Genomic DNA, 21,582 nt, shown 5'->3' on the forward strand with positions numbered 1-21,582 from the left:
TTAACTCCCTGTTAAAACTTCTTGCTCTACACCTGCTACAACGGTGAGTTGCCCTAAGTTATCGCGACCAAAATTAGCTGTACTACTAATTTCTACTCGCCGACAACTGATGATATTACCGCTATTTGGCCTAGTACTCCGTTGACAACCAACATCTTTCGCACCAACAACCACATTACCACTGGCATCCAGTTCAAATGGAATCGGTGTTAAAGTTTGTTTTGCACCGAACTCAGTTCCTGTGGTCACATTGGTTAGAGTGGCTAAGCTAGGCCCCCTATTAGCAGCTATCGCAGCCTCTAGACCACCATCCGCAATTGATTTTGCTTCGATTCGCTCAGAGCCTGCACCAGACATACGCATAGATTGTGTTGAATTGACGGCCAATGCGACACCAATAATTGTCATCAAAAGCAGTACAATAAGTGCGAAAAATAGTACTATTCCTTTCTGCTTTCTCATCCCTTTACCCTCTAATTGCGAATTAACACAGGATTGGCAAGCACCATAGTGGTTGAAACCACTTTTCGTCTAAAGTGGTCATTTAATCCTTTGATTTCCTTGTCACCTAAAGTGTAAGTCGTATCATTTGTATAGCTTTTATCTTCATCGATTGCTCTAACTAATAAATAAACTCTCGCAGCAACTAAACGCTGAAATAATTCGTTATCCCACATTAAAGGTGTAACATTTTCAGCAGGCATAAAACTATCAGCGGCATCATCGCCATCATTATCAAAACCATAGAGAATACGCATATTTTCTATGCCTTCGACTAATTGTTCTTCATTGTTCATACCATTGTTTTTAGTTAACGTTTTACGTCTTAATACCGGCACTGAACCATCATTCTTAATAAAATAAATATGATGTTGATATTCCCAAAATCGTGCATTTTCAAGAGCAGGATTTGGAGGATTCCCCCCTTTAAATAACACCGCTTGACTAGAATTTGCAGCCATGTAATAGCGCTCTCCGTTGGGATTTGTAACAGGCGGGCCAACCAGCCTTTTTATTTGGATCACATCCGTATTTGCATTAACACCATTTAAGCACGTTAACTCCACAGCACTTTTACCTGCTTCATACCCCCACAGTCTTCTAAAGTGTGCAGGTTCATTATTGGGCAATGTGCCATTATTTATCCCAGCCCCAATACAATCATTTGCAATACCATCTCTTAGAGCCATATTCGTTCCGAGAATAAAGTCCGTTCCGGTAATATCCCCCATAAAGCCGAGTTGGGTAATATCTCTTTCCATCAGCGCCAATGCAATCCTGCCATTTTCTTGTAATTGGTTGAATTGACTAGTCGTTACCACATTTGAAGATGACATACTAAACATGGCGAACAGCCCTAGCGTAAGAAATAGCCCGATCAGCATCGAAACCATTAACTCCACTAACGACATTCCCTTTTGAAAATTCGTCATTTTGTCTGCTCGCCTAAATAATCACTGTTGATACAACAAAAATACGTCGACGAGTGCCAAGATCCTCACCACATTCATTCCCTGTGTATGTTGTGCCGGCGCCCTCACGAATACCTCTCCATGCCACGGCAACAGTCACCGTCGTTCCATCAATGGCTATACAAGCTGTTGGAGTATCTAATCCACCGACATTTTGGCCATCAACGATTTCCGCAGCGCCCATGAAACTCTGTTCCCATTGATAAAGGTCCCAAGCTTCAGTTTCAGCTGGAGAACACAAACTGACTGCGCCAACAGCAACATCACACTCTTTAGCCGGCTTAGCCAGCGTTCCAGTATATTCTCCGCTATAATTGGCTAATTGAGTTCGATTAAGCTTCATGCGGTTAATAATATCGTTGGCATAGTAAGAAGCTTGTGTCTGCTGAAAAGATTCAAAGCTGCCGCGCTTAGCCACTATGTGTAAATTAAAAATACCGATCAGGCCAATCACTAAGATCACTAATGCAACAAGCACTTCAATTAGTGAGAAGCCTCGTTGAAATCCTTGATGTGTCAATCGTTCGAATTTAGTCATATTTTTGACATGCTTTTCAGCTATTTACCCTTTTAAATCTTAATCTTACGATAAAACCATTGCTAACAGTTAATAATAGATGAGTAAAAGGTAAGTGGCCAGTAACAATAGCATATAAGCTGCAATCTCATTATGCTTTGTTTGAATTTAGTCATACTTAGACAATAAAAAAGAGGCCATTGGCCTCTTTCAATTTACTACTATTTTCTACATTAATTAGCGTAGTTCAGCGGGTACGGCAAAGACAGTATCTTCTTTTCGTCCTTCGACTTCAGTCACCACACTTGGCGCTAATTTCGCTATGGCTTGAACCACTTGCTGTACAAGAACCTCTGGTGCAGACGCACCAGCCGTTACAGCAACTTTAGTTACACCCTCAAACCAAGATGAATCAATATCATCTGCAGTATCAACCAGATAAGACTCTGTACCCGTTTTTAATGCTAATTCACGTAAGCGATTAGAGTTAGAACTGTTTTTCGAACCGACCACAATTAACAAATCAACATCGGCAGATAAGTTACGCACCGCATCTTGACGGTTTTGCGTCGCGTAGCAAATATCATCCTTACGAGGGCCTTCAATGGACGGGAAACGCTTTAATAAGGCGCTGATGATATCGAGAGTATCATCTACCGAGAGGGTCGTTTGAGTCACGAAGCAGAGGTTATTAGGATCGCGAACTTCTAAAGTCTCGACATCTGCCGGGGATTCAATCAGATAAACACCACCATTAGGGTTATCATATTGTCCCATGGTACCTTCAACTTCAGGATGTCCCGCATGGCCAATCAAAATACATTCAATACCCTTGCGACTTGCTCGAGTGACCTGCAAATGCACTTTGGTGACTAATGGACAAGTTGCATCGAATACTCGCAACCCACGCGCTTTAGCTTCGGCACGTACCGCCTGAGAAACCCCATGAGCACTGAAGATAACAATGTTGTTATCAGGCACTTGGTCTAACTCTTCGACAAAAACAGCACCACGGTCTTTCAAATTTTGCACCACATAGCGGTTATGCACGACCTCATGGCGAACATAAATCGGTGGTGAAAATAACTCGAGCGCACGCTCAACGATGCTAATGGCACGATCCACACCAGCACAAAAGCCGCGAGGATTTGCCAGCATAATATTTAAACTTGGGCTGGTAGGATCTAATTTCATCTTACAGTACCTTCACCACGTCGAGTTCAAATGTGACTTTGCGTCCCGCTAGAGGGTGATTGAGATCGACCGTTATCGAGTCGCCCGCAACCTCACGCACAATTCCAGGGATCTCACTGCCGCCAGGACCGGCGAAACTCACGATAACACCCACTTCTAGCTCCATGTCGGCTGGAAAGCGGATTCTATCCATATAATGAATCGCATCGGGATTTGACTCACCAAACGCATCGACCGCTTCAAGCGTAAAGCTGTGCTTATCACCTTCATTCAAGGAGGCAAGCTGCGCTTCAAATGCTGGGCTTAAACTACCATCACCGATATTGAGACGTGCTGGCTTACCCGAGGCTTTAGTGCTATCGGCGGTCGAACCATCTTCAAGCACAATATTCATATGGCACAATAACGAACGTGTCACAGTCACTACTTCACCTCTTCGGTTTTATCTTGTTCGGATTTGCTGTTAAAAAACGAATCCCAAATGATCAGCACTGCGCCGATAAAAATCGCGGAATCGGCGATATTAAAGGCGGGATAATGGCTCTTACCCCAATAAAAATCGATAAAATCCACCACAAAACCATGCATCAATCGATCGATTAAGTTACCTAGGGCGCCACCAATCACTAAGGTGTAAGCCAAATTTAACTTCCAGAGAGATGCCGCTTGCTTGCGCAGCCACACAGTCAACAAGGTACTAAAACCAACGGCCACTAAGGTAAATAACCAACGTTGCCAACCACCCGCTTCACTTAAAAAGCTAAATGCGGCGCCATAGTTACGTACATAGGTGAAATTAAAAAAAGGTAATAACTGCACCGATTCGAACAAATCAAAATTGGCTAAGACCCATTGTTTGGATAGTTGATCGGCCAAAAACACCAATACAACTACCCAATACCAACGTAAGCCACTGTCTTTCCAAGTTAATGGCATACAGATCCTTTACGCAAACAGACGAACTTCGCCGTCACCTTCAATATTGGTTACGCAGCGATGGCACAGCGTTGGGTGAGCCTCAATCGTGCCCACTTCTTCCCTGTGGTGCCAACAACGTTCGCATTTTTCTGCTGTTGTTGCATTTACCACTAACTTCAATGAAGCCAGCTCAGTTTCAACGGCATCGCTTGTCGCATCTGCCAATGGCAATACTTTGGCTTCTGAAGTTAACAGGACGAAACGCAGCTCATCACCAATATGCGTTAACTGTTCAGTTAACGCCGCATCAGCAAACAGTGTGACTTCGGCTTCTAAGGAGCCACCAATACGTTTATCACGGCGCGCTTGCTCGATGACCTTGTTGACCTCGTTACGTACAGTCAGCAGATTTTCCCAGTACGCATCGCTTAAATCAGTATCTAAAGTGATAGATTGCAGACCTTGATACCATTCTTGGGTAAACACGTAAGCATCACGTTGACCTGGCAGTAATTGCCACACTTCATCGGCAGTAAAGCTCAGGATTGGCGCAATCCAACGCACCATAGCTTCGGCGATATGGAACAATGCCGATTGACAGCTACGGCGGGCATGGCCCTCTTGCTTAGCGGTATATTGGCGGTCTTTAATGATGTCTAAGTAGAAGCTACCTAGCTCAACCGAGCAAAACTGCATCAGCTTTTGCGTCACAATATGGAAGTTATATTGCTCGTAAGCTTCGATAATTTCTTGCTGAAGAGCGGCCGCGCGGCGCACAGCCCAACGATCTAACGCCACCATATCTTCTACTGTCACTAATTCATTAGCAGGATCGAAGCCATTAAGGTTCGCCAGTAAGAAACGAGCGGTGTTACGAATACGGCGATAAGCATCGGCGCTACGGTTCAAGATTTCATCCGATACTGTCATTTCACCGCTGTAGTCGGTTGCTGCAACCCATAGGCGCAAAATGTCCGCACCTAGTTTGTTAGTCACTTGCTGCGGCGCAATCACGTTACCAATAGATTTCGACATCTTGCGACCTTTACCATCAACGGTAAAGCCGTGGGTAAGCACTTGCTTGTAAGGTGCTTTACCAGTCATCGCGGTAGAAATCATCAATGACGACATAAACCAACCACGGTGTTGGTCGCTACCTTCAAGGTATAAATCGACACCATGACCATGAAACTCAGGACGCGCGCCTACCACTGAAGCAAAGGTTGAACCCGAGTCGTACCATACGTCTAAGGTATCGGTCACTTTACGGTATTGTTCAGCTTCTTCCCCCAGTAATTCGGCGGCATCGAGATCCCACCAAGCTTGAATGCCTTCTTGCTCAATACGATTGGCCACACGTGCCATTAATGACACGCTGTCAGGGTGCAGCTCTTCAGTTTCGCGGTGTACGAATAATGTAATTGGTACTCCCCAAGTACGTTGACGGGAGATACACCAATCTGGGCGATTCTCAACCATCTTCTCGATGCGGCTTTGGCCCCAGTCAGGGATCCACTGAGTCTGCTCAATTTCGCTTAATGCTTGCTTGCGCAGGTTGTGGTTATCCATAGAGATAAACCATTGTGGCGTTGCGCGGAAGATAATGGGTGTCTTATGGCGCCAGCAGTGTGGATAGCTGTGACGGTACGCAACATGGTGTAATAGCGCGCCTTTTTCTTTCAGCAGAGCAACCACATTGTCGTTTGCTTTAAATACGTGTTGGCCAGCAAAGAACTCAGTCTCTGGCTTGTAAACACCGTTATCGCCAACTGGGTTTGCCACTTCTAAACCGTATTTTTGACCTACCACGAAGTCGTCTTGACCATGACCCGGCGCAGTATGAACCACACCCGTACCCGCGTCAGTCGTCACGTGGTCACCTAAAATTGCAGGTACGTCAAAGGCTAAGAATGGATGCTTAAAGCGAACCAGTTCGAGTACTGCGCCTTTAACTTTACCTAACACGCTATGGCTCTCGGCGCCGTAACGCGTCATACAAGCTTCAACTAACACGTCGGCCAGAATAACCGCGTGAGTCGCGCCCTCTTTGACAAATTCAACCAAGCTGTAATCAAGCTCAGGGCTGATAGATAACGCACGGTTCGCTGGCAGCGTCCAAGGTGTGGTTGTCCAAATCACCATAGCGACTGGATGTGAGTAATCGCTTACACCAAACTGAGCGGCAACGGCTTTGCTGTCAGTTGCAGTAAAGGCCACATCGATAGCGGGAGAGGTTTTATCCTCATATTCCACTTCGGCTTCAGCAAGGGCAGAACCACAGTCTGTACACCAGTGAACAGGTTTAACACCTTTATGTAAGTGACCGTTTTCAATCACTTTTGATAAAGAGCGAACAATATTGGCTTCGGTGGCAAAATCCATTGTTAGATAAGGTTTTTGCCAATCGCCTAACACGCCTAAACGAATAAAATCTTCGCGTTGGCCATCGACTTGCTCGGCAGCATATTTACGGCATTCTTCACGGAATTCGGCAGCAGAAATTTTTTGACCAGGCTTACCGACTTTTTGCTCAACTTTCAGTTCAATTGGCAGACCGTGGCAATCCCAACCTGGCACATAAGGCGCGTCAAAACCAGACATGGTTTTTGACTTAACAATAATGTCCTTAAGAATTTTGTTGACTGAGTGACCAATATGAATGCTGCCGTTCGCATACGGTGGGCCGTCATGCAAAATAAAAGGTGTGCGGCCAATTCGGCTATCACGGATCTGCTGATACAGACCGTCTTTCGTCCAGCGCTCTAACATCTCTGGCTCGCGATTTGCCAAATTACCACGCATCGGAAACTCAGTTTCCGGCAAATTCAAAGTAAATTTATAGTCGCTCATTGATCCTATACCGTTAATTAAACTGATAAATATCAGCCTGCATCGTTACCAAATAAAGCTCTGGCCTCATTTGCATCATTCAAAATTTGTTGTTTTAGTGCATCCAATGAATCAAAAGGTTGTTCATCGCGAAGTTTTGCCACTAACTCAACCTCAACATGCTTGCCATAAATGTCACCTTCAAAATCAAAAAGATGCACCTCAAGCTGACAAACTTGACCATTTACGGTCGGGCGGAAACCAATGTTGGCAACCCCTTCATAAATATCGCTATCTTCCCAATAGAGTTTCACCGCAAACACCCCGCGCACTGGCACCACATTGCGCTTGAGGGCGATATTGGCGGTGGGAAAACCTATGGTTCGGCCAATTTTTTGGCCATGGGCCACACGGCCGCTTAAGGTAAAGGGGTGACCGAGTAGGCGTCTCGCCTGCTCCAGGTTTCCTTTAGCCAATTGTTCTCTTACCGCGGTCGAGCTCACACGTTGCGAGCCCACCATAAAACTCTGGGTGCTGACCACGGTAAAGCCATAACGAACTCCCGCCTGCATCAGCATTTCGAAATTGCCTTTTCGGCCTTGACCGAAGCAAAAGTCATCGCCAACGACGAGGTATTTAACCCCGAGCTTGCGCACCAGCAGTTCTTCGATGAAATGCTCCGCTGGTTGATCTGCAAAGGCACGGTTGAAGTTAACACACACTAACCGTTCAACGCCTAACTCATCGAGCAGGATGATTTTGTCCCGCAATAAGCTCAGACGCGCGGGCGCATTCTCACCACGGAATAACTCCTGTGGTTGAGGTTCAAATGTCATCACTGTCGGAGGTAATGAAAGCTGTTTGGCCTTTTGCACCAAATTAGCAATCACCTGTGCATGGCCGCGATGCACGCCATCAAAATTACCTATCGTCAGCACACAGCCATGGTGAGATGACAAAATGTTATGTATACCGCGGATTAATTCCATAACTTTAGACAACTGCCAAGCGCAAATCGGCTGATTATATAACAGCTAACGATAAGAATCAGCAATCAAACTCCCCGTTTCATTGACCAAGGACGAATTCCTAACGCCAATAAGCCAAGTAAATACGTCATAGCACCAACAGCAATCAAGCCAATCAAAGCCTTAGCACGTAAAGCTAAATGCCATTCTACCCATTGAGATTGCGTGGGTAATAAATAGTACAAGACTACCACCATCAATGCCGTAGAGACCACGGCTTTAAGGAAAAACACCATAGTTGGTTTGGTAATACGATAAACCCCTGCTTTATGCAGGCCGCGATAAAGTAATGTGGCATTAAGCAAGGCTGACATGGATGTAGCAATCGCCAAACCCACATAACCAAATGGGATTGCAAATATTAAGTTAAAGCCCATATTGGTGATCATAGCGATGATGCCATAGCGTACGGGGGTTTTAGTATCCTGGCGAGAATAATATCCTGGCGCTAAAACTTTGATTAACATAAAACTCAGTAAACCGCTTCCGTAAGCCATCAAACTGTAAGAGGCCATTTGCACATCATTGATAGTAAAGGCGCCGCGCATAAACAGTACCATTAACATAGGCTGTGCGAGCACTATCAACCCCATCATCGCAGGCAAACCGAGTAATAAAATCGCTTTAATTCCCCAATCCATGGTGTTACCAAAGCCATCTCCTTCTGCATTCACATGATTTCGCGATAACGCGGGTAAAATCACGGTTGCAATAGCAATACCAAATAAACCAAGTGGAAACTCTAATAATCGGTCTGAATAATAGAGCCAACTAATAGAACCAGTCATCAAGAAGCTGGCGATAAAGGTATCAAATAACAAGTTGATTTGTGAGACAGAAACCCCAAACAATGCAGGGATCATCAAAGTTCTAATCTTCACAACCCCGGGATGTTGCCAACCCCACGAAGGTTTTACTAACGCTTTCTCTCGGAGCAGAAACGGAATTTGGAATAAAAACTGAATTAAACCACCGCAAAATACTCCCCATCCCAAGGTAATTTCGGGCTGAGAAGACGTTGGAGCGAAAAACATTGCCGCCGCAATAATGGCCACATTTAGAAACACTGGCGTAAAAGCCGATACAGCAAAGCGTCCTCGAGTATTTAAGATTGAGCCCGCTAAAGCAGTAAAGGTGATAAACCACAGATAAGGAAAAGTGATTTTTAGTACGACCGTTGCTAACTCAAACTTAGCACCATCAGGTTCGTTATTCAGCCAGGCCATAAACCAGCCGCCACCAAATAAGGCTGACAACACAGGAGATGCAATCACACCGACAAGCGTGACAATCGTCACTAAGAGCCCTAAGGTCCCCGCCACCTTACTGAGTAACTCGCGAGTTTCGTCCGAGGTATGCTTTTCTTGATATTCGGTCAGTACAGGAACAAATGCCTGTGCAAAGGCGCCCTCGGCGAATAATCGACGTAAAAAGTTAGGAATTTTATTCGCGAAGAAAAAAACATCAGCGCTTGTCCCTGCACCCATTAAATTGGCAACGACAACATCTCTAACCAAACCTAAAACACGGGAAATCAATGTCATAGCACTAACAATCATGCCTGACTTCAATAATTTTTTACTCAAACGTCCCCCAGACCTATATCGAATGGATTAGGTGATTCATCTCAAAAAATCGACTCAGGCTCTGTCACACTGCGGTAATAGCTGCTAGAATTGCGCCACATATTACACGAGTTGGGTTGAAGATAGCCAAGGCAGGTTGAATTAATTTATCTTTATGATGATTATTCAATCATAGTCATTGACAAAGTGACTAAATGCAGGCATATTCCTCGGCCTTTAAAAGTATCAAATCCAGTTTTTAGGAGTTGCACCTTGGCTAATAGCAAGTCTGCAAAGAAGCGCGCGCTTCAATCTGAAAAGCGTCGTCAGCATAACGCCAGCCGTCGCTCAATGTTACGTACATACGTTAAAAAAGTTATCGCAGCTATCAAAGCTGGTGATCACAAAACAGCAACCGAAGCTTTCGCTGCTGCACAACCAATCGTTGACCGTATGGCGACTAAAGGCCTTATTCACAAGAATAAAGCTGCTCGTCATAAGGCTCGTTTGAACGCTAAGATCAAAGCGCTTGTTGCTTAATTATCTTAGTAAATAAAAAAAAACCGGCAATTGCCGGTTTTTTTATATCTGCTGAAAACCATTAATGACAATAAATATTGTTTAGTAAATGGATCATCTCACGCACTTCATCACTCTTCAGTGAATAAAATACGGTCTGCGCTTCTTTGCGTGTGGTTACTAAATTATCTTTGCGTAACCAAGCAAGGTGTTGTGATAGTGCCGATTGACTTAAGCCTAATTTTTTATTCATTTCGCCAACGCACATTTCTCCTTCATTCAGTAAATAACAAAGGATAAATAAACGGCGTTCGTTTGCGAGTGCCTTTAATAGCACCACGGCATGATCGGCTCGCTCCTGCATTAATTCAATATTCATTACGCACATTTTCTCCTAAAACTAACCCCTGCGCTAATATAGCGTTGCCTTACAGATATAGTCGGGACATAAAGCACACTTTTTGCTAGATTGTTTTCAAAAGTGGGACATGCTTAATAAAAACAAAGGAAACCTATGAAACCCTACCAAACAACGTTGATAACAGGCCTTTTTATTAGTGGTTTGAGCGCTTGCCAAACTCATATCGAAACACCAGTCAAAACAGATATCCCTTCTCAATTACAACAAACCGCTTTAGCCTCTTCGATTGGATATGACATTGTCGAATCTCTTACGGTAGAAGTAGGACCGCGCCTTGCTGGTAGTCCAAAAGACATTATTGCCGTGAACTGGGCAATGAATAAATTAACCAGCCTCGGGTTTGATAAGGTTTATAAAGAGCCAGTACAGGTTCCTATTTGGGAACGTGGAGAAGCCAAAGCCAAGATTATCTCTCCGGTAGAGCAACCTTTGGTGATTACTGCATTGGGTGGCAGCATTGCAACGCCAGTAACGGGCATTAGGGCTAGAATAGCTCGCTTTGATAGCCTAGAAGCATTACAACAAGCCAACCCTGATGATGTAAAAGGTAAAATTGCCTTTATCGATCAAAAAACGGAGCGTCATATAACTGGTGAAGGTTACGGTAAAAGTGTCGGCGGCCGCTCGAAGGGCGCAGTCGCAGCAGCACAAAAGGGAGCCGTAGCAATCGTCATTCGCTCAATAGGCACCGACCATGACCGCATGGCACACACAGGCGTGATGCGTTATCAAGATGGTGTGACTAAAATCCCTGCTGCGGCGATGTCTAATCCCGATGCAGACTTAGTCGATGCCATGTTAAAACGCGATCCGAATGCGGTGCTCGAGCTGCATATGTCACCGAAGGATTTAGGTACGAATACCTCTTACAACGTTATTGCAGAAGTCACTGGCAGTAGTAAGCCTAACGAAATCGTGCTGATTGGTGCCCATTTAGATTCATGGGATGAAGGTACAGGTGCAATTGATGATGGCGCTGGCGTTGCGATTGTGACAGCGGCAGCAAAACATATTCAAGATCTTCCACAAAAGCCCGCTCGTACGGTGCGAGTAGTACTATATGCAGCTGAAGAAATTGGCTTAGTGGGGGGTAAGGCTTATGCTGAAGCACACAAAGCCGAGCTACCTCTGCATTATATTGCTGCCGAATCGGACTTTGGCGCAGGCCCCATTTATCAAATCGACACTAAGGTAAGTGACAACGTTTTCGCCCAAGTTCAAGAGAGCATTAAACCAATGACATACAACGGTGTTGCCCTCGGCAATAACCAAGCATCTGGTGGGCCTGATGTCTCTATGCTACCCGCATTAGGCGTACCTGTTGCATCATTAAGACAGGATGGCCACGATTACTTCGATTATCACCACACACCTAACGATACCTTAGATAAAATTGATCCTAAGGCTCTGGCACAAAATGTGGCGGCATATGCTCAATTTGCTTATATTATGGCAAACTCGAATTTAGTGTTAACCCCCATTAGCACTGAATCGAAATAAGCCTCATAAGTAAATCATTCACCCATAAGAAGAAAAATGCCAGTCAGCTTAACTGACTGGCATTAAGCCTAAGCAGCTCTTTTTATTTAAGCAGTAATACGTTATTGCGCTTCACGTAAGAATGTTGGCTCATTCGGTTTACTCAATTCTTCACTGTAGTAATAACCTGCCACATCAAATGCTTTTAATTCATCAATCGAACTCACTTGCTGCTCAATAATATATCTTGCCATCATTCCCCGCGCTTTTTTCGCAAAGAAACTAATGACTTTGTATTGACCATTTTTAAAATCTTTAAAAACAGGAGTGATTAATTTTCCTGCTAATTGCTTTGGCTTTATCGCCTTAAAATATTCATTGGATGCAAGGTTGATAATGATCTCATCCCCCTGCGCAGCGACGGCATTATTGACCGCTTCGGTGAGAGTGTTGCCCCAAAAATCGTAAAGATTCTTACCTTTAGGATTGGCAAGGGCCGTCCCCATTTCTAAGCGATAAGGTAAAATTAAATCCAATGGCCGCAGTAACCCATATAGCCCAGATAAAATGCGCAACTGCGACTGACTACGTTCAAGCTGTTCAGGTGTCAGGGTATCAGCATCAAAACCTGTGTAAACATCGCCTCTAAAAGCGAAAATAGCTTGCTTAGCATTATCAATGCTGTAATCGGGTGTCCACTCGCCAAAACGTGCCGCATTTAAGCCCGCAATGTTATCGCTGACCTTCATTAATGTTGCTATGTCACTGGGAGTTAACCGTTGGCAAACTTGAATGAGCTCTTGGCTATAAGCTAAAAAATCGGGCCGAGTATGGGTTTGAGTCAAGGGAGGTTGCTCAAAATCTAGGGTTTTCGCCGGTGAAACCAAAATCAACATTAACACGCTCCAACAAATAAAATACGCCACTATGATACTGAACAAGCATAAAAAAACCACGTACGGATGACGTGGTTTTTCCGATAGCGCTAATCAGTGAACTTGAGCTTAGCGACTAACCGCAGATTCAGTACGCGATTTAGCCAACTCATTGGCACTATTGTCCTGCCAAATGCCATCATCAAGTTGTTCCATCAATTCGGGGAACTTACTGCGGTCAAACTCAGGCATTTTGCCGCTCTTTAATTGTTCACTGTAATCGTTGATAACCCGTATCGCCAAGCCAGATAACAGCAACAATGCGACGATATTGACGGTAGCCATTAGCCCCATTGACACATCGGCTAAGTTCCACACTAAGCTGATTTTGGCTACGGCACCAAACATCACCATGCCTAATACGCACAAGCGAAATAGCGGTAACGCCTTAGTACTGTTACCCGTTAAGAACATCACATTGGTTTCGGCGTATGAATAATTAGCAATGATTGAGGTAAAGCAGAATAGAAAAATCGCTATCGCAATAAAGGCACCACCCCAATCACCAACATGATTCGACATCGCATTAATAGTAAGACGAATACCATCATCACTAGAACCTATGTCACCAGACAACAAGATAATGGCAGCAGTTGCGGTACAAATAACAATAGTATCAACAAAAACTCCTATCATCTGCACAAAGCCCTGAGATGCTGGATGATTAGGATTAGGTGAGGCACTCGCCGCCACGTTTGCTGCGCTGCCCATCCCCGCCTCATTTGAGAACAAACCACGGGCAATACCTGCTTGCATCGCCTGAGCGACTGTATAAGCAACGCCACCTGCTGCTGCCTCTTGCCAACCGAAAGCACTTTTTACAATCAGGCTAATAACTGCGGGTAATTGCTCTAAATTGAACAACACAATAATGAAAGCGATCAGAATATAAGCCAAAGCCATAATTGGCACGATAAACTCAGATACTCGCGCAACTTTACGTAAGCCGCCGACGATAACAAAACCACTGGCTAACACTAAGCCGATACCGACATAGGTCGGATCGAAGCCAAACACGCGCTCCATCGCCCCCGTAATGGTATTGGCTTGCACCGCGTTAAACACCAAACCAAAGGCGATGATCAGGAAGAAAGCGAACAACACCCCCATCCATCTCTGCCCAAGTCCCTTCTCCATATAATAAGAAGGGCCACCCCGGAATTGGCCGTTGGTATCACGCACCTTATAAACCTGCGCAAGAGTGGACTCTACCATAGCCGTTGCCATACCCAACATGGCAATTAACCACATCCAAAAGACAGCACCAGGTCCGGCGGAGCCAATGGCCACCGCTACCCCCGCCATGTTTCCAGCACCTACACGGGCCGCCATACTAGTACAGAATACTTGGAATGAAGACAAACCACTTTCACAGCCTTGGCGGCTCATGGTCATAACTTTTAGAGAGTGTTTGAAGTGAGTAAGTTGAATAAATACAAGTCGTAAGGTGAAATAGAGCCCCGCACCCACCAGTCCGTAAACGAGCAATTTGCCCCAGAGCAGTGCGTTCAAAAAGTTTACAATCGTTTCTAACATATTATTTTACTTCTTCCCGTAGCAAATGCCCTCCCCCACCTATACTTAGCGAGGTGCAACATTTGTGGTGAATGAATCCTTCCAAATAAAGGTAAGAATATCGGTAGATTTATTCTTTCAAATTATCCTTCCGTGAATTTACAACATCACGGCTACCGAATTCAACGCAGCAAAATAGCACAGTATTCGAAATTACTCATGTGATCAAGCCTAGGTTTTCATTGTTAAATAGCTACAAGCTCACGATCATAAAGCTTAGATAAGTCACTGTTAATATTAAATTAACAATTTAACAAACTTCATTCACATGCGTTAACGACAAACACAAGTTTTAAAATTTGGATGCAGGGCACATTTTTGTAATAAAATTACAAATATAGTAACTCCAAGAAAACATTATTTACTTCCGTCTGCTCTAGTGAGGCTTAATATGACGACAACACATGAGATAAATGCTCTTAAAAAATACGTAAGAGCCACTAACTTCCTAGCCACCTCCCAGATTTACTTAAAGCAAAACGTACTTCATAAGCGCCCACTAGCGCACTCGGACATTAAGCCTCGCTTGCTCGGTCACTGGGGAACCTGTCCAGGTATCAACTTTGTCTACGCGAACGTTAACCGACTCATTGTAAAACACAATCGTCCCTTTATTTACTTAGTTGGTCCAGGACACGGCTTCCCTGCCGTACAAGCTAACTTATTCATTGAAGGCTCTCTAAGCCACTACTATCCAGAAACAATTCCTTATAATGAAACGGGCATTGAGGATATTTGTAAAAAGTTCTCAGCAGCATACGGTTATCCTTCACATGCTAATCCTGAAGCACCAGGACAAATTCTGGAAGGTGGAGAATTAGGTTATTCATTATCCGTTGGCTGGGGCGCAGTGCTTGATAACCCCGATCTTATCGCGACAGTATTAATAGGTGATGGAGAATCAGAAACAGGCCCATTAGCCGCATCTTGGTATGCAAACCGATTGGTATCTCCCGCCACCAACGGCGCAGTGCTACCTATCGTCCATATTAACGGCTATAAAATCTCTGGCCCAACCCGTATGGGACGAATGAGCCATGAAGAATTAGATCTTGAATTCCGCGGTCTTGGCTACCACCCCATTATTGTGGACAGCGAAGCGGAAGAAGATATCTACGTTCAAATGTCAACCGCCATGGATACCGCTTATAGCATGATTAATGATATCCAAGCCCGAGCACGTAAAGGCGAAGATATTGTAAAACCTCGCTGGCCAGTGATTTTAATGCGCACAGCCAAAGGTTGGACAGGCGTAAGCGAATATAATGGTAAGAAGTTAGAAGGCAACTGCGAATCACACCAAGTGATTGTTAACAAATGCGCGACCGATAAAGGCCATCTAGCCGCATTGGATAACTGGTTAGCTAGCTACCAGTTCCAAGAGCTCTATCAAATCAATGCTCAAGGTGAACTGATTTTTGATGCGGATATTAGCTCATTGATCCCACCAAAACACTTAGCTTGTGGTCGCCAACATCTCACTTATGGTGGTGAAGTTGTTAGAGCTTTATCCAATCCAGATCTAGAAAAACTCAGTTACGGTCCAGAAGTACCACGCGGACACCGCGGTTACTCCATGCTGAAAATGGGTGAATGGATGCGTGACGCATTCAAACTGAACCGTGATCAACGCAATTTACGCATTTTCAGCCCTGATGAAACCTATTCAAACCAACTGCAAGCGGTATTTGAAGAAACCGACCGTGCATGGCAATGGCCAATTGAAAGCTGGGATGAAGATATGTCTCGCGATGGCCGTGTACTAGAGCTCCTTTCTGAGAACTTACTATTTGGTATGTTACATGGCTACACAGTGACAGGTCGTCATGGCATGTTCCCAACCTACGAGTCATTCTCGCAAGTAGTTTCATCCATGGCCGACCAATATTGTAAGTATGTTTATGCCAGTCAAGGGGTGCATTTCCGTAAACCTTTACCAGCATGCAACGTAGTACTTTCTTCATTATTAGAGCGTCAGGATCACAACGGTTACTCGCATCAAAACCCATCGTTCCTAGGTGCGATGTTAGAAAAACATCCAAAGATTATCTCTGCTTATTTACCAGCTGATGCAAACAGCACCTTAGTGTATACCGAACGTGCTTTTGCGGATCGTGACAAACTGAACATCCTAGTCGCAGGTAAAAAAGAGCTGCCACAATGGCTAAGCCTAGATGAAGCACGTAAACAAGCCAAAGATGGTGTCATGGTGTGGGATTTTGCTTCAGATGAAAATCCAGATATCGTCCTTGCTGGCTGTGGTGATTATGTCACTCAAGAATGTATGGCCTCTTTAGTGATCATTCGGGAAATGCTGCCTCGAGTCAGAATCCGTTTTGTGAGCGTCACCGAATTAAGCAGTGATGGTTTAGGTAGCCGTAAATTTAAAGAAAAACCATGGATGATGGATGAAATATTTACTCAAGATAAAGGAGTAGTATTTAACTATCACGGTTATCCAAATACAATCAAAAAGTTAATTTTTGATTACAAAGGAAGCCGCCGTTTTAGAATTAAAGGTTATGAAGAAGAAGGCTCAACAACTACACCATTTGATATGGGTGTGCGTAATGGAACTTCTCGCTACCACCTTGTTATTGATATGGCTTATAAACTATTCCAACAAGGCGTCATTGATGAGACTAAACACGTTTCAATCACAACAGATATGTTGCAAAGACTTGTTGATCACCGTAACTATATTAAAGCACATGGTGTTGACCCAACTGAAATCGAAAATTGGGTTTGGACTCGCTAGCAGTTAATTAAATTAACAAAATAAATACAATTTAAAGGCATCCGAAAGGATGCCTTTTTAACATCTCAAGTTAATTACAAGATGGAGTCCCATAAAAAAACTTCAGACTAAGCACTGGAAAATTTTAACAAATGCAGTGATAATTAACCGCTGGCTACAATACCAAAGGATCCCCACACTAAGTGCTAGCAATGTTTTGCTTAAAACCCGCAAAGCATATTGGTGGAGAATCATAAACAATGGACTTAGAAAAAATGATGAAGAATACATTAAAAGTAGTTTTACTTACATCAATGCTTCCACTTGCTGCCAGTGCATCTCAAGAGTTAACTCCTTGGTATGTTGGTGCAGGTTTAGGCGTTAATAACTATGAACACATTGCAACTGATAACGGCGATGATAACCCATACGCATGGGATATTTTCGCAGGCTATATGTTTAATGACTACTTTGGTGCAGAAATCGGCTATCGTGATCTAGGTAGTGCAGATTGGACTAATGGTGGCATTAGCAATGATGCAGATGTTAAAGGTGCAACTCTGGGCTTAGTCGGTGTATGGCCACTAGGTAACCGTTGGAGCCTATCTGCAGAAGCGGGTGCAATGTACTACACCTTAGAAAACAGCCAACATACTGGCACAACTTCAAGCTCATACAGCTCTAACGATTTTGCGCCTTACTTTGGCGCAGGTGTTGGTTATAACTTCACCGATAATCTGAAGTTACAAGCTAAATACCGCCGTTATGAAAACTTAGACGACACAGACTTCAACACAATCGAAGCTGACAGCAACTATTGGGGCTTAGAATTAAGCTACCGTTTTGGTACTCCAGCAGCAGTGGCTCCTGTAGCTGCCGCCGTTGTTGCAGCAGCACCAGTTGACTCAGACAACGATGGTGTATACGACGATAAAGATCAGTGCCCAGCAACGCCTGCAACTCACAAAGTTGACTCTGTTGGCTGTACTATCTATGAAAACGTTAAAAAGCAAGAAGATGTAGGTTCTATCCAGTTTGCTAACGATTCTGCAGTAGTGAAGAAAGAGTACTACAAAGACATCGAAAGACTGGCTAACTACCTGAACAAGAACCCAGAATTCACTGTTGAAATCGCGGGTCACGCTTCTAACGTAGGTAAACCAGAATACAACATGGTGCTGTCAGACAAGCGTGCAGATGCTGTCGCTAAAATTCTTGTTGAAAAGTATGGTATCAGCCAAAGCCGCGTAACTTCTAATGGCTACGGTGTGACTAAACCAATCGTCGCTGGTGACTCAAAAGAAGCCCATGCAGCTAACCGCCGCATCGAAGCCATCGTGACAACTACTGAAAAACAACCTGTTCTGAAGTAATTGCACTGTTAAGAATAAAAAAGTCGCTGCTTGCAGCGACTTTTTGTTTTTAAGGCATCTACACTATCTAACCTGATGGCGCTAAGACTGATTAAGTGGCACTCACCACTATGTTCAGCAAGAAACGATGTAGTTTTACCATTTTTGTAATTTTTTTACATTGATGGTTGGAAAAGTTGGCAAAATCGCTTCTAATAGTCATCAGTTCATTTCTGAGTTTTGACCGCTATCTGAGAAGGATGTTTTTCATGGCAAATACATTAGAGCAACTCAAGTCATACACTACTATTGTGGCCGATACTGGCGATATTGAAGCAATTAAGCGCTATCAACCAGAAGACGCAACCACTAACCCATCACTCATTCTAAAAGCCGCTCAAATCCCTGAGTATAGCGCTCTAATCGACAATGCTATTGCATGGGCTAAATTACAAAGTGCTGATATTGAGCAACAGATTGATGATGCCAGCGATAAACTTGCAGTGAATATTGGCGTGGAAATTCTGAAACTGGTTCCAGGCCGAATTTCAACCGAAGTGGATGCCCGCTTATCCTTCGATAAAGAAAAATCCATTGCAAAAGCGCATAAGCTTGTTCGTCTATATCAAGAAGCAGGAATAGATAAATCTCGCATTTTGATCAAATTAGCCTCAACTTGGGAAGGCATTTGTGCCGCCAAAGAGTTAGAGCAACAAGGCATCAACTGTAACTTAACCCTATTATTTAGCTTCGCTCAAGCACGTGCCTGTGCTGAAGCTGGCGTGTACTTAATTTCTCCATTCGTTGGCCGCATCCTCGACTGGTACAAAAAAGACACAGGTAAAGACTATGACGCAGTAAATGATCCTGGTGTCGTTTCTGTAACCGAAATTTACAACTACTACAAGCAGCATGGCTATAACACGGTAGTCATGGGGGCAAGTTTCCGTAATATTGGTGAAATCATCGAATTAGCGGGTTGTGACCGCCTGACTATTGGTCCTTCATTACTCGAAGAGCTAGCAAACTCTCAAGTCGCTATTCAACCTAAACTCATTCCTGCCAGCACTACAGTTGCTGCGGGTGAACCTTTAACCGAAGCGCAATTCCGCTGGGACTTTAACCAAGATCCTATGGCCGTTGACAAGCTAGCAGAAGGCATCCGTAACTTCGCCATCGACCAAGGCAAACTCGAAGTCATGCTCAAGGCTAAACTGGCAAACTAAGTATCTTCGGAGACGATTCGATGACTATCTTGACCCAAAGCACAACCTGGAAGGCGTTAGCAGCCCATATCCAGCAGATCCCGCATATGCGAGAACTCTTTGCAGGCGATCCTGCACGCTTTAGCAACATGTCGCTTTCTACCTGTGGCTTATTTTTAGATTATTCAAAAAATAGAGCAACACCTGAGACTCTCAACTTGCTGCTGACACTGGCGCAAGAAGCCAAGCTTGACGCTAAAATCAAGGCGATGTTTGCCGGTGATATCATTAACACCACCGAAAAACGTGCCGTTTTGCATACCGCACTACGCAGTACCGCGGACCAATCCATCATTGCCGAAGGTCAAGATATCGTTCCTGAAGTACAGCAAACGCTGAACAAGATGCAGCAGTTTGTCACTTCAGTCACCTCAGGACAGTGGAAAGGCTACACAGGCAAAGCCATTACCGATATTGTCAGTATCGGTATCGGTGGTTCGTTCCTTGGCCCAAAAATTGTTTCCCAAGCCTTACGTCCATACTGGATAACAGGTCTCAATTGCCATTTTGTTGCAAACGTCGATGGCACCTCGATCAGTGAAAAACTCAAGCTGCTCGATCCTGAAACCACCCTGTTTATCATGTCGTCTAAGTCTTTTAGTACACAAGAGACGCTGACCAACACCTTAACAGCCAAAGCGTGGTTCTTAGCTAAAGGTGGTTCACAGTCAGATGTGGCAAAACACTTTGTTGCCGTGACCTCTAACGTGGCAAAAGCAACTGAGTTTGGTATTGATGCCGCTAATATCTTCCCAATGTGGGACTGGGTTGGAGGTCGCTATTCTCTGTGGTCAGCCATTGGTTTACCCATCGCTTTACTCATCGGCATGGATAACTTCCGCTCCCTATTAAAGGGCGCGCACCAAATGGATACCCATTTTGCCACTGCGCCTTTAGCGGAAAATATGCCCGTCATCATGGGACTATTCTCACTGTGGTATGGCAATTTCTTTAATGCTCAAAGCCATGTGGTATTGACCTACGATCATTATCTGCGTGGACTTCCTGCCTACTTCCAACAACTGGATATGGAAAGTAACGGTAAATCAGTCACGCTCAATGGTACGCATGTGGATTACAGCACAGGTCCTGTGATTTGGGGCGGCGAAGGCACAAACGGTCAACACGCTTACCATCAGTTGCTGCATCAAGGTACTGCATTAATTCCTGCTGATTTCATTATGCCGCTGCAAAGCCATAACCCTATCGGTGAACACCATGATCAGTTAGCCTCTAACTGCTTTGGACAAACTCAAGCACTCATGCAAGGCCGTACCTTAGATGAAGCGCTGGCTGAATTGAGCAAGAGCAACTTGAGTGATGAAGAAAAGTTACTTATCGCCAAACACAAAGTCATGCCGGGCAATAAGCCAAGCAACACTCTGTTAATGGATAAGCTGACTCCAGAAACCTTAGGCGCACTGATTGCGCTCTATGAGCACAGAACCTTTGTCCAAGGCGCCATTTGGGACATCAACTCCTTCGACCAATGGGGTGTTGAGCTTGGCAAAACCTTAGGTAACGACGTCCTCGCCCGTATAGGTGCAGATCAAGAAGCGACTGCGTTAGATGCCTCAAGCAATGGCCTAATCAATCTTTATCGACGGGGCAAAATCTGATCGAACAAAAAGCCAGCAATTGCTGGCTTTTTTATTGTATCTCATTAGTAAAGAATCCACCTTCTGAAGAAGGTGGCTTTGTTTTAACCCCCTAAAAGGGGGCCTTTATTCAAGAGCAAGTTGACCCTGCTCTTGCCGCTCTACTTTCTCTTGATGC

18 protein-coding genes are annotated in these 21,582 nt (G+C 44.3%); 6 read left to right on the forward strand and 12 right to left on the reverse strand.

The window, feature by feature from the left end:
• From M0413_RS14755 to murJ, 9 genes are all read right to left on the reverse strand, one after another.
• Positions 1-462, reverse strand: coding sequence for a pilus assembly PilX family protein (locus M0413_RS14755; RefSeq protein ID WP_144376112.1), 462 nt, complete (start codon positions 460-462; stop codon positions 1-3).
• An 11-nt stretch (positions 463-473) separates the two neighbouring features.
• The gene (locus M0413_RS14760; RefSeq protein WP_144346244.1) at positions 474-1,433 is read right to left on the reverse strand and encodes a PilW family protein; all 960 of its coding nucleotides are present in this window, start codon (positions 1,431-1,433) and stop codon (positions 474-476) included.
• A 13-nt stretch (positions 1,434-1,446) separates the two neighbouring features.
• Entirely contained in the window at positions 1,447-2,034 is a 588-nt protein-coding gene (gene pilV, locus M0413_RS14765; protein ID WP_047536846.1) for a type IV pilus modification protein PilV, read from the reverse strand.
• A 192-nt stretch (positions 2,035-2,226) separates the two neighbouring features.
• On the reverse strand, positions 2,227-3,183 hold the full coding sequence (ispH, locus tag M0413_RS14770; protein ID WP_037421194.1) for a 4-hydroxy-3-methylbut-2-enyl diphosphate reductase: 957 nt from the start codon (positions 3,181-3,183) through the stop codon (positions 2,227-2,229).
• A gap of 1 nt (position 3,184) precedes the next feature.
• Complete coding sequence (gene fkpB, locus M0413_RS14775) at positions 3,185-3,607, reverse strand: FKBP-type peptidyl-prolyl cis-trans isomerase (RefSeq protein ID WP_249554766.1); 423 nt, start codon at positions 3,605-3,607, stop codon at positions 3,185-3,187.
• Positions 3,607-4,119 carry a signal peptidase II gene (gene lspA, locus M0413_RS14780; protein ID WP_037421196.1) on the reverse strand — a complete coding sequence of 171 codons (513 nt, stop codon included), beginning with the start codon at positions 4,117-4,119 and terminating at the stop codon, positions 3,607-3,609. Before lspA ends, fkpB begins: the two co-directional genes overlap by 1 nt.
• A gap of 9 nt (positions 4,120-4,128) precedes the next feature.
• Complete coding sequence (ileS, locus tag M0413_RS14785; RefSeq protein WP_249554768.1) at positions 4,129-6,951, reverse strand: isoleucine--tRNA ligase; 2,823 nt, start codon at positions 6,949-6,951, stop codon at positions 4,129-4,131.
• Between the two features lie 32 nt (positions 6,952-6,983).
• The gene (ribF, locus tag M0413_RS14790; RefSeq protein ID WP_055648482.1) at positions 6,984-7,919 is read right to left on the reverse strand and encodes a bifunctional riboflavin kinase/FAD synthetase; all 936 of its coding nucleotides are present in this window, start codon (positions 7,917-7,919) and stop codon (positions 6,984-6,986) included.
• A 65-nt stretch (positions 7,920-7,984) separates the two neighbouring features.
• Positions 7,985-9,544 (reverse strand): murein biosynthesis integral membrane protein MurJ, encoded by a 1,560-nt coding sequence (gene murJ, locus M0413_RS14795; RefSeq protein WP_037421205.1) that lies wholly within the window; start codon positions 9,542-9,544, stop codon positions 7,985-7,987.
• A 252-nt stretch (positions 9,545-9,796) separates the two neighbouring features.
• On the opposite strand from murJ, the gene rpsT reads away from it, so the two are divergent.
• Positions 9,797-10,063 carry a 30S ribosomal protein S20 gene (gene rpsT / locus M0413_RS14800; protein WP_037421209.1) on the forward strand — a complete coding sequence of 89 codons (267 nt, stop codon included), beginning with the start codon at positions 9,797-9,799 and terminating at the stop codon, positions 10,061-10,063.
• 61 nt (positions 10,064-10,124) lie between these two features.
• On the opposite strand, the gene M0413_RS14805 is transcribed toward rpsT, so the two are convergent.
• Positions 10,125-10,421: an ArsR/SmtB family transcription factor gene (locus M0413_RS14805; RefSeq protein ID WP_006084975.1), complete on the reverse strand. Its 297-nt coding sequence runs from the start codon at positions 10,419-10,421 to the stop codon at positions 10,125-10,127.
• A 135-nt stretch (positions 10,422-10,556) separates the two neighbouring features.
• On the opposite strand from M0413_RS14805, the gene M0413_RS14810 reads away from it, so the two are divergent.
• Complete coding sequence (locus M0413_RS14810) at positions 10,557-11,963, forward strand: M28 family metallopeptidase (protein ID WP_133182182.1); 1,407 nt, start codon at positions 10,557-10,559, stop codon at positions 11,961-11,963.
• A gap of 101 nt (positions 11,964-12,064) precedes the next feature.
• On the opposite strand, the gene yaaA is transcribed toward M0413_RS14810, so the two are convergent.
• Both yaaA and M0413_RS14820 read right to left on the reverse strand, forming a co-directional pair.
• A complete protein-coding gene (gene yaaA, locus M0413_RS14815) occupies positions 12,065-12,838 on the reverse strand; it encodes a peroxide stress protein YaaA (RefSeq protein WP_249554771.1) in 774 nt (257 codons plus the stop codon).
• Positions 12,839-12,946: 108 nt separating this feature from the next.
• The gene (locus tag M0413_RS14820; RefSeq protein ID WP_249554773.1) at positions 12,947-14,413 is read right to left on the reverse strand and encodes an alanine/glycine:cation symporter family protein; all 1,467 of its coding nucleotides are present in this window, start codon (positions 14,411-14,413) and stop codon (positions 12,947-12,949) included.
• A gap of 430 nt (positions 14,414-14,843) precedes the next feature.
• Here M0413_RS14820 and M0413_RS14825 point away from each other — a divergent pair, with 430 nt between their 5' ends.
• From M0413_RS14825 to pgi, 4 genes are all read left to right on the forward strand, one after another.
• Entirely contained in the window at positions 14,844-17,210 is a 2,367-nt protein-coding gene (locus M0413_RS14825; protein WP_172589581.1) for a phosphoketolase family protein, read from the forward strand.
• A 239-nt stretch (positions 17,211-17,449) separates the two neighbouring features.
• Positions 17,450-18,562: an OmpA family protein gene (locus M0413_RS14830; protein ID WP_249554775.1), complete on the forward strand. Its 1,113-nt coding sequence runs from the start codon at positions 17,450-17,452 to the stop codon at positions 18,560-18,562.
• Positions 18,563-18,810: 248 nt separating this feature from the next.
• Positions 18,811-19,767, forward strand: a complete 957-nt coding sequence (gene tal / locus M0413_RS14835) for a transaldolase (RefSeq protein ID WP_047536880.1) — start codon at positions 18,811-18,813, stop codon at positions 19,765-19,767.
• Positions 19,768-19,787: 20 nt separating this feature from the next.
• Entirely contained in the window at positions 19,788-21,425 is a 1,638-nt protein-coding gene (gene pgi, locus M0413_RS14840; protein WP_249554777.1) for a glucose-6-phosphate isomerase, read from the forward strand.
• The last annotated feature ends 157 nt before the right edge of the window (positions 21,426-21,582 follow it).

Origin of the sequence: Shewanella sp. 8A, from assembly GCF_023475945.1 — a bacterium.
GTDB classification, from domain to species: domain Bacteria; phylum Pseudomonadota; class Gammaproteobacteria; order Enterobacterales; family Shewanellaceae; genus Shewanella; species Shewanella xiamenensis.

Excerpts from the sequence above, each read along its gene's own strand:
- M0413_RS14755 (WP_144376112.1), bottom strand. The coding sequence starts at position 462 with ATGAGAAAGCAGAAAGGAATAGTACTATTTTTCGCACTTATTGTACTG.
- M0413_RS14760 (WP_144346244.1), bottom strand. The coding sequence starts at position 1,433 with ATGACGAATTTTCAAAAGGGAATGTCGTTAGTGGAGTTAATGGTTTCG.
- ispH (WP_037421194.1), bottom strand. The coding sequence starts at position 3,183 with ATGAAATTAGATCCTACCAGCCCAAGTTTAAATATTATGCTGGCAAAT.
- lspA (WP_037421196.1), bottom strand. The coding sequence starts at position 4,119 with ATGCCATTAACTTGGAAAGACAGTGGCTTACGTTGGTATTGGGTAGTT.
- ileS (WP_249554768.1), bottom strand. The coding sequence starts at position 6,951 with ATGAGCGACTATAAATTTACTTTGAATTTGCCGGAAACTGAGTTTCCG.
- ribF (WP_055648482.1), bottom strand. The coding sequence starts at position 7,919 with ATGGAATTAATCCGCGGTATACATAACATTTTGTCATCTCACCATGGC.
- M0413_RS14805 (WP_006084975.1), bottom strand. The coding sequence starts at position 10,421 with ATGAATATTGAATTAATGCAGGAGCGAGCCGATCATGCCGTGGTGCTA.
- M0413_RS14810 (WP_133182182.1), top strand. The coding sequence starts at position 10,557 with ATGAAACCCTACCAAACAACGTTGATAACAGGCCTTTTTATTAGTGGT.
- yaaA (WP_249554771.1), bottom strand. The coding sequence starts at position 12,838 with ATGTTGATTTTGGTTTCACCGGCGAAAACCCTAGATTTTGAGCAACCT.
- M0413_RS14820 (WP_249554773.1), bottom strand. The coding sequence starts at position 14,413 with ATGTTAGAAACGATTGTAAACTTTTTGAACGCACTGCTCTGGGGCAAA.
- M0413_RS14825 (WP_172589581.1), top strand. The coding sequence starts at position 14,844 with ATGACGACAACACATGAGATAAATGCTCTTAAAAAATACGTAAGAGCC.
- M0413_RS14830 (WP_249554775.1), top strand. The coding sequence starts at position 17,450 with ATGGACTTAGAAAAAATGATGAAGAATACATTAAAAGTAGTTTTACTT.
- tal (WP_047536880.1), top strand. The coding sequence starts at position 18,811 with ATGGCAAATACATTAGAGCAACTCAAGTCATACACTACTATTGTGGCC.
- pgi (WP_249554777.1), top strand. The coding sequence starts at position 19,788 with ATGACTATCTTGACCCAAAGCACAACCTGGAAGGCGTTAGCAGCCCAT.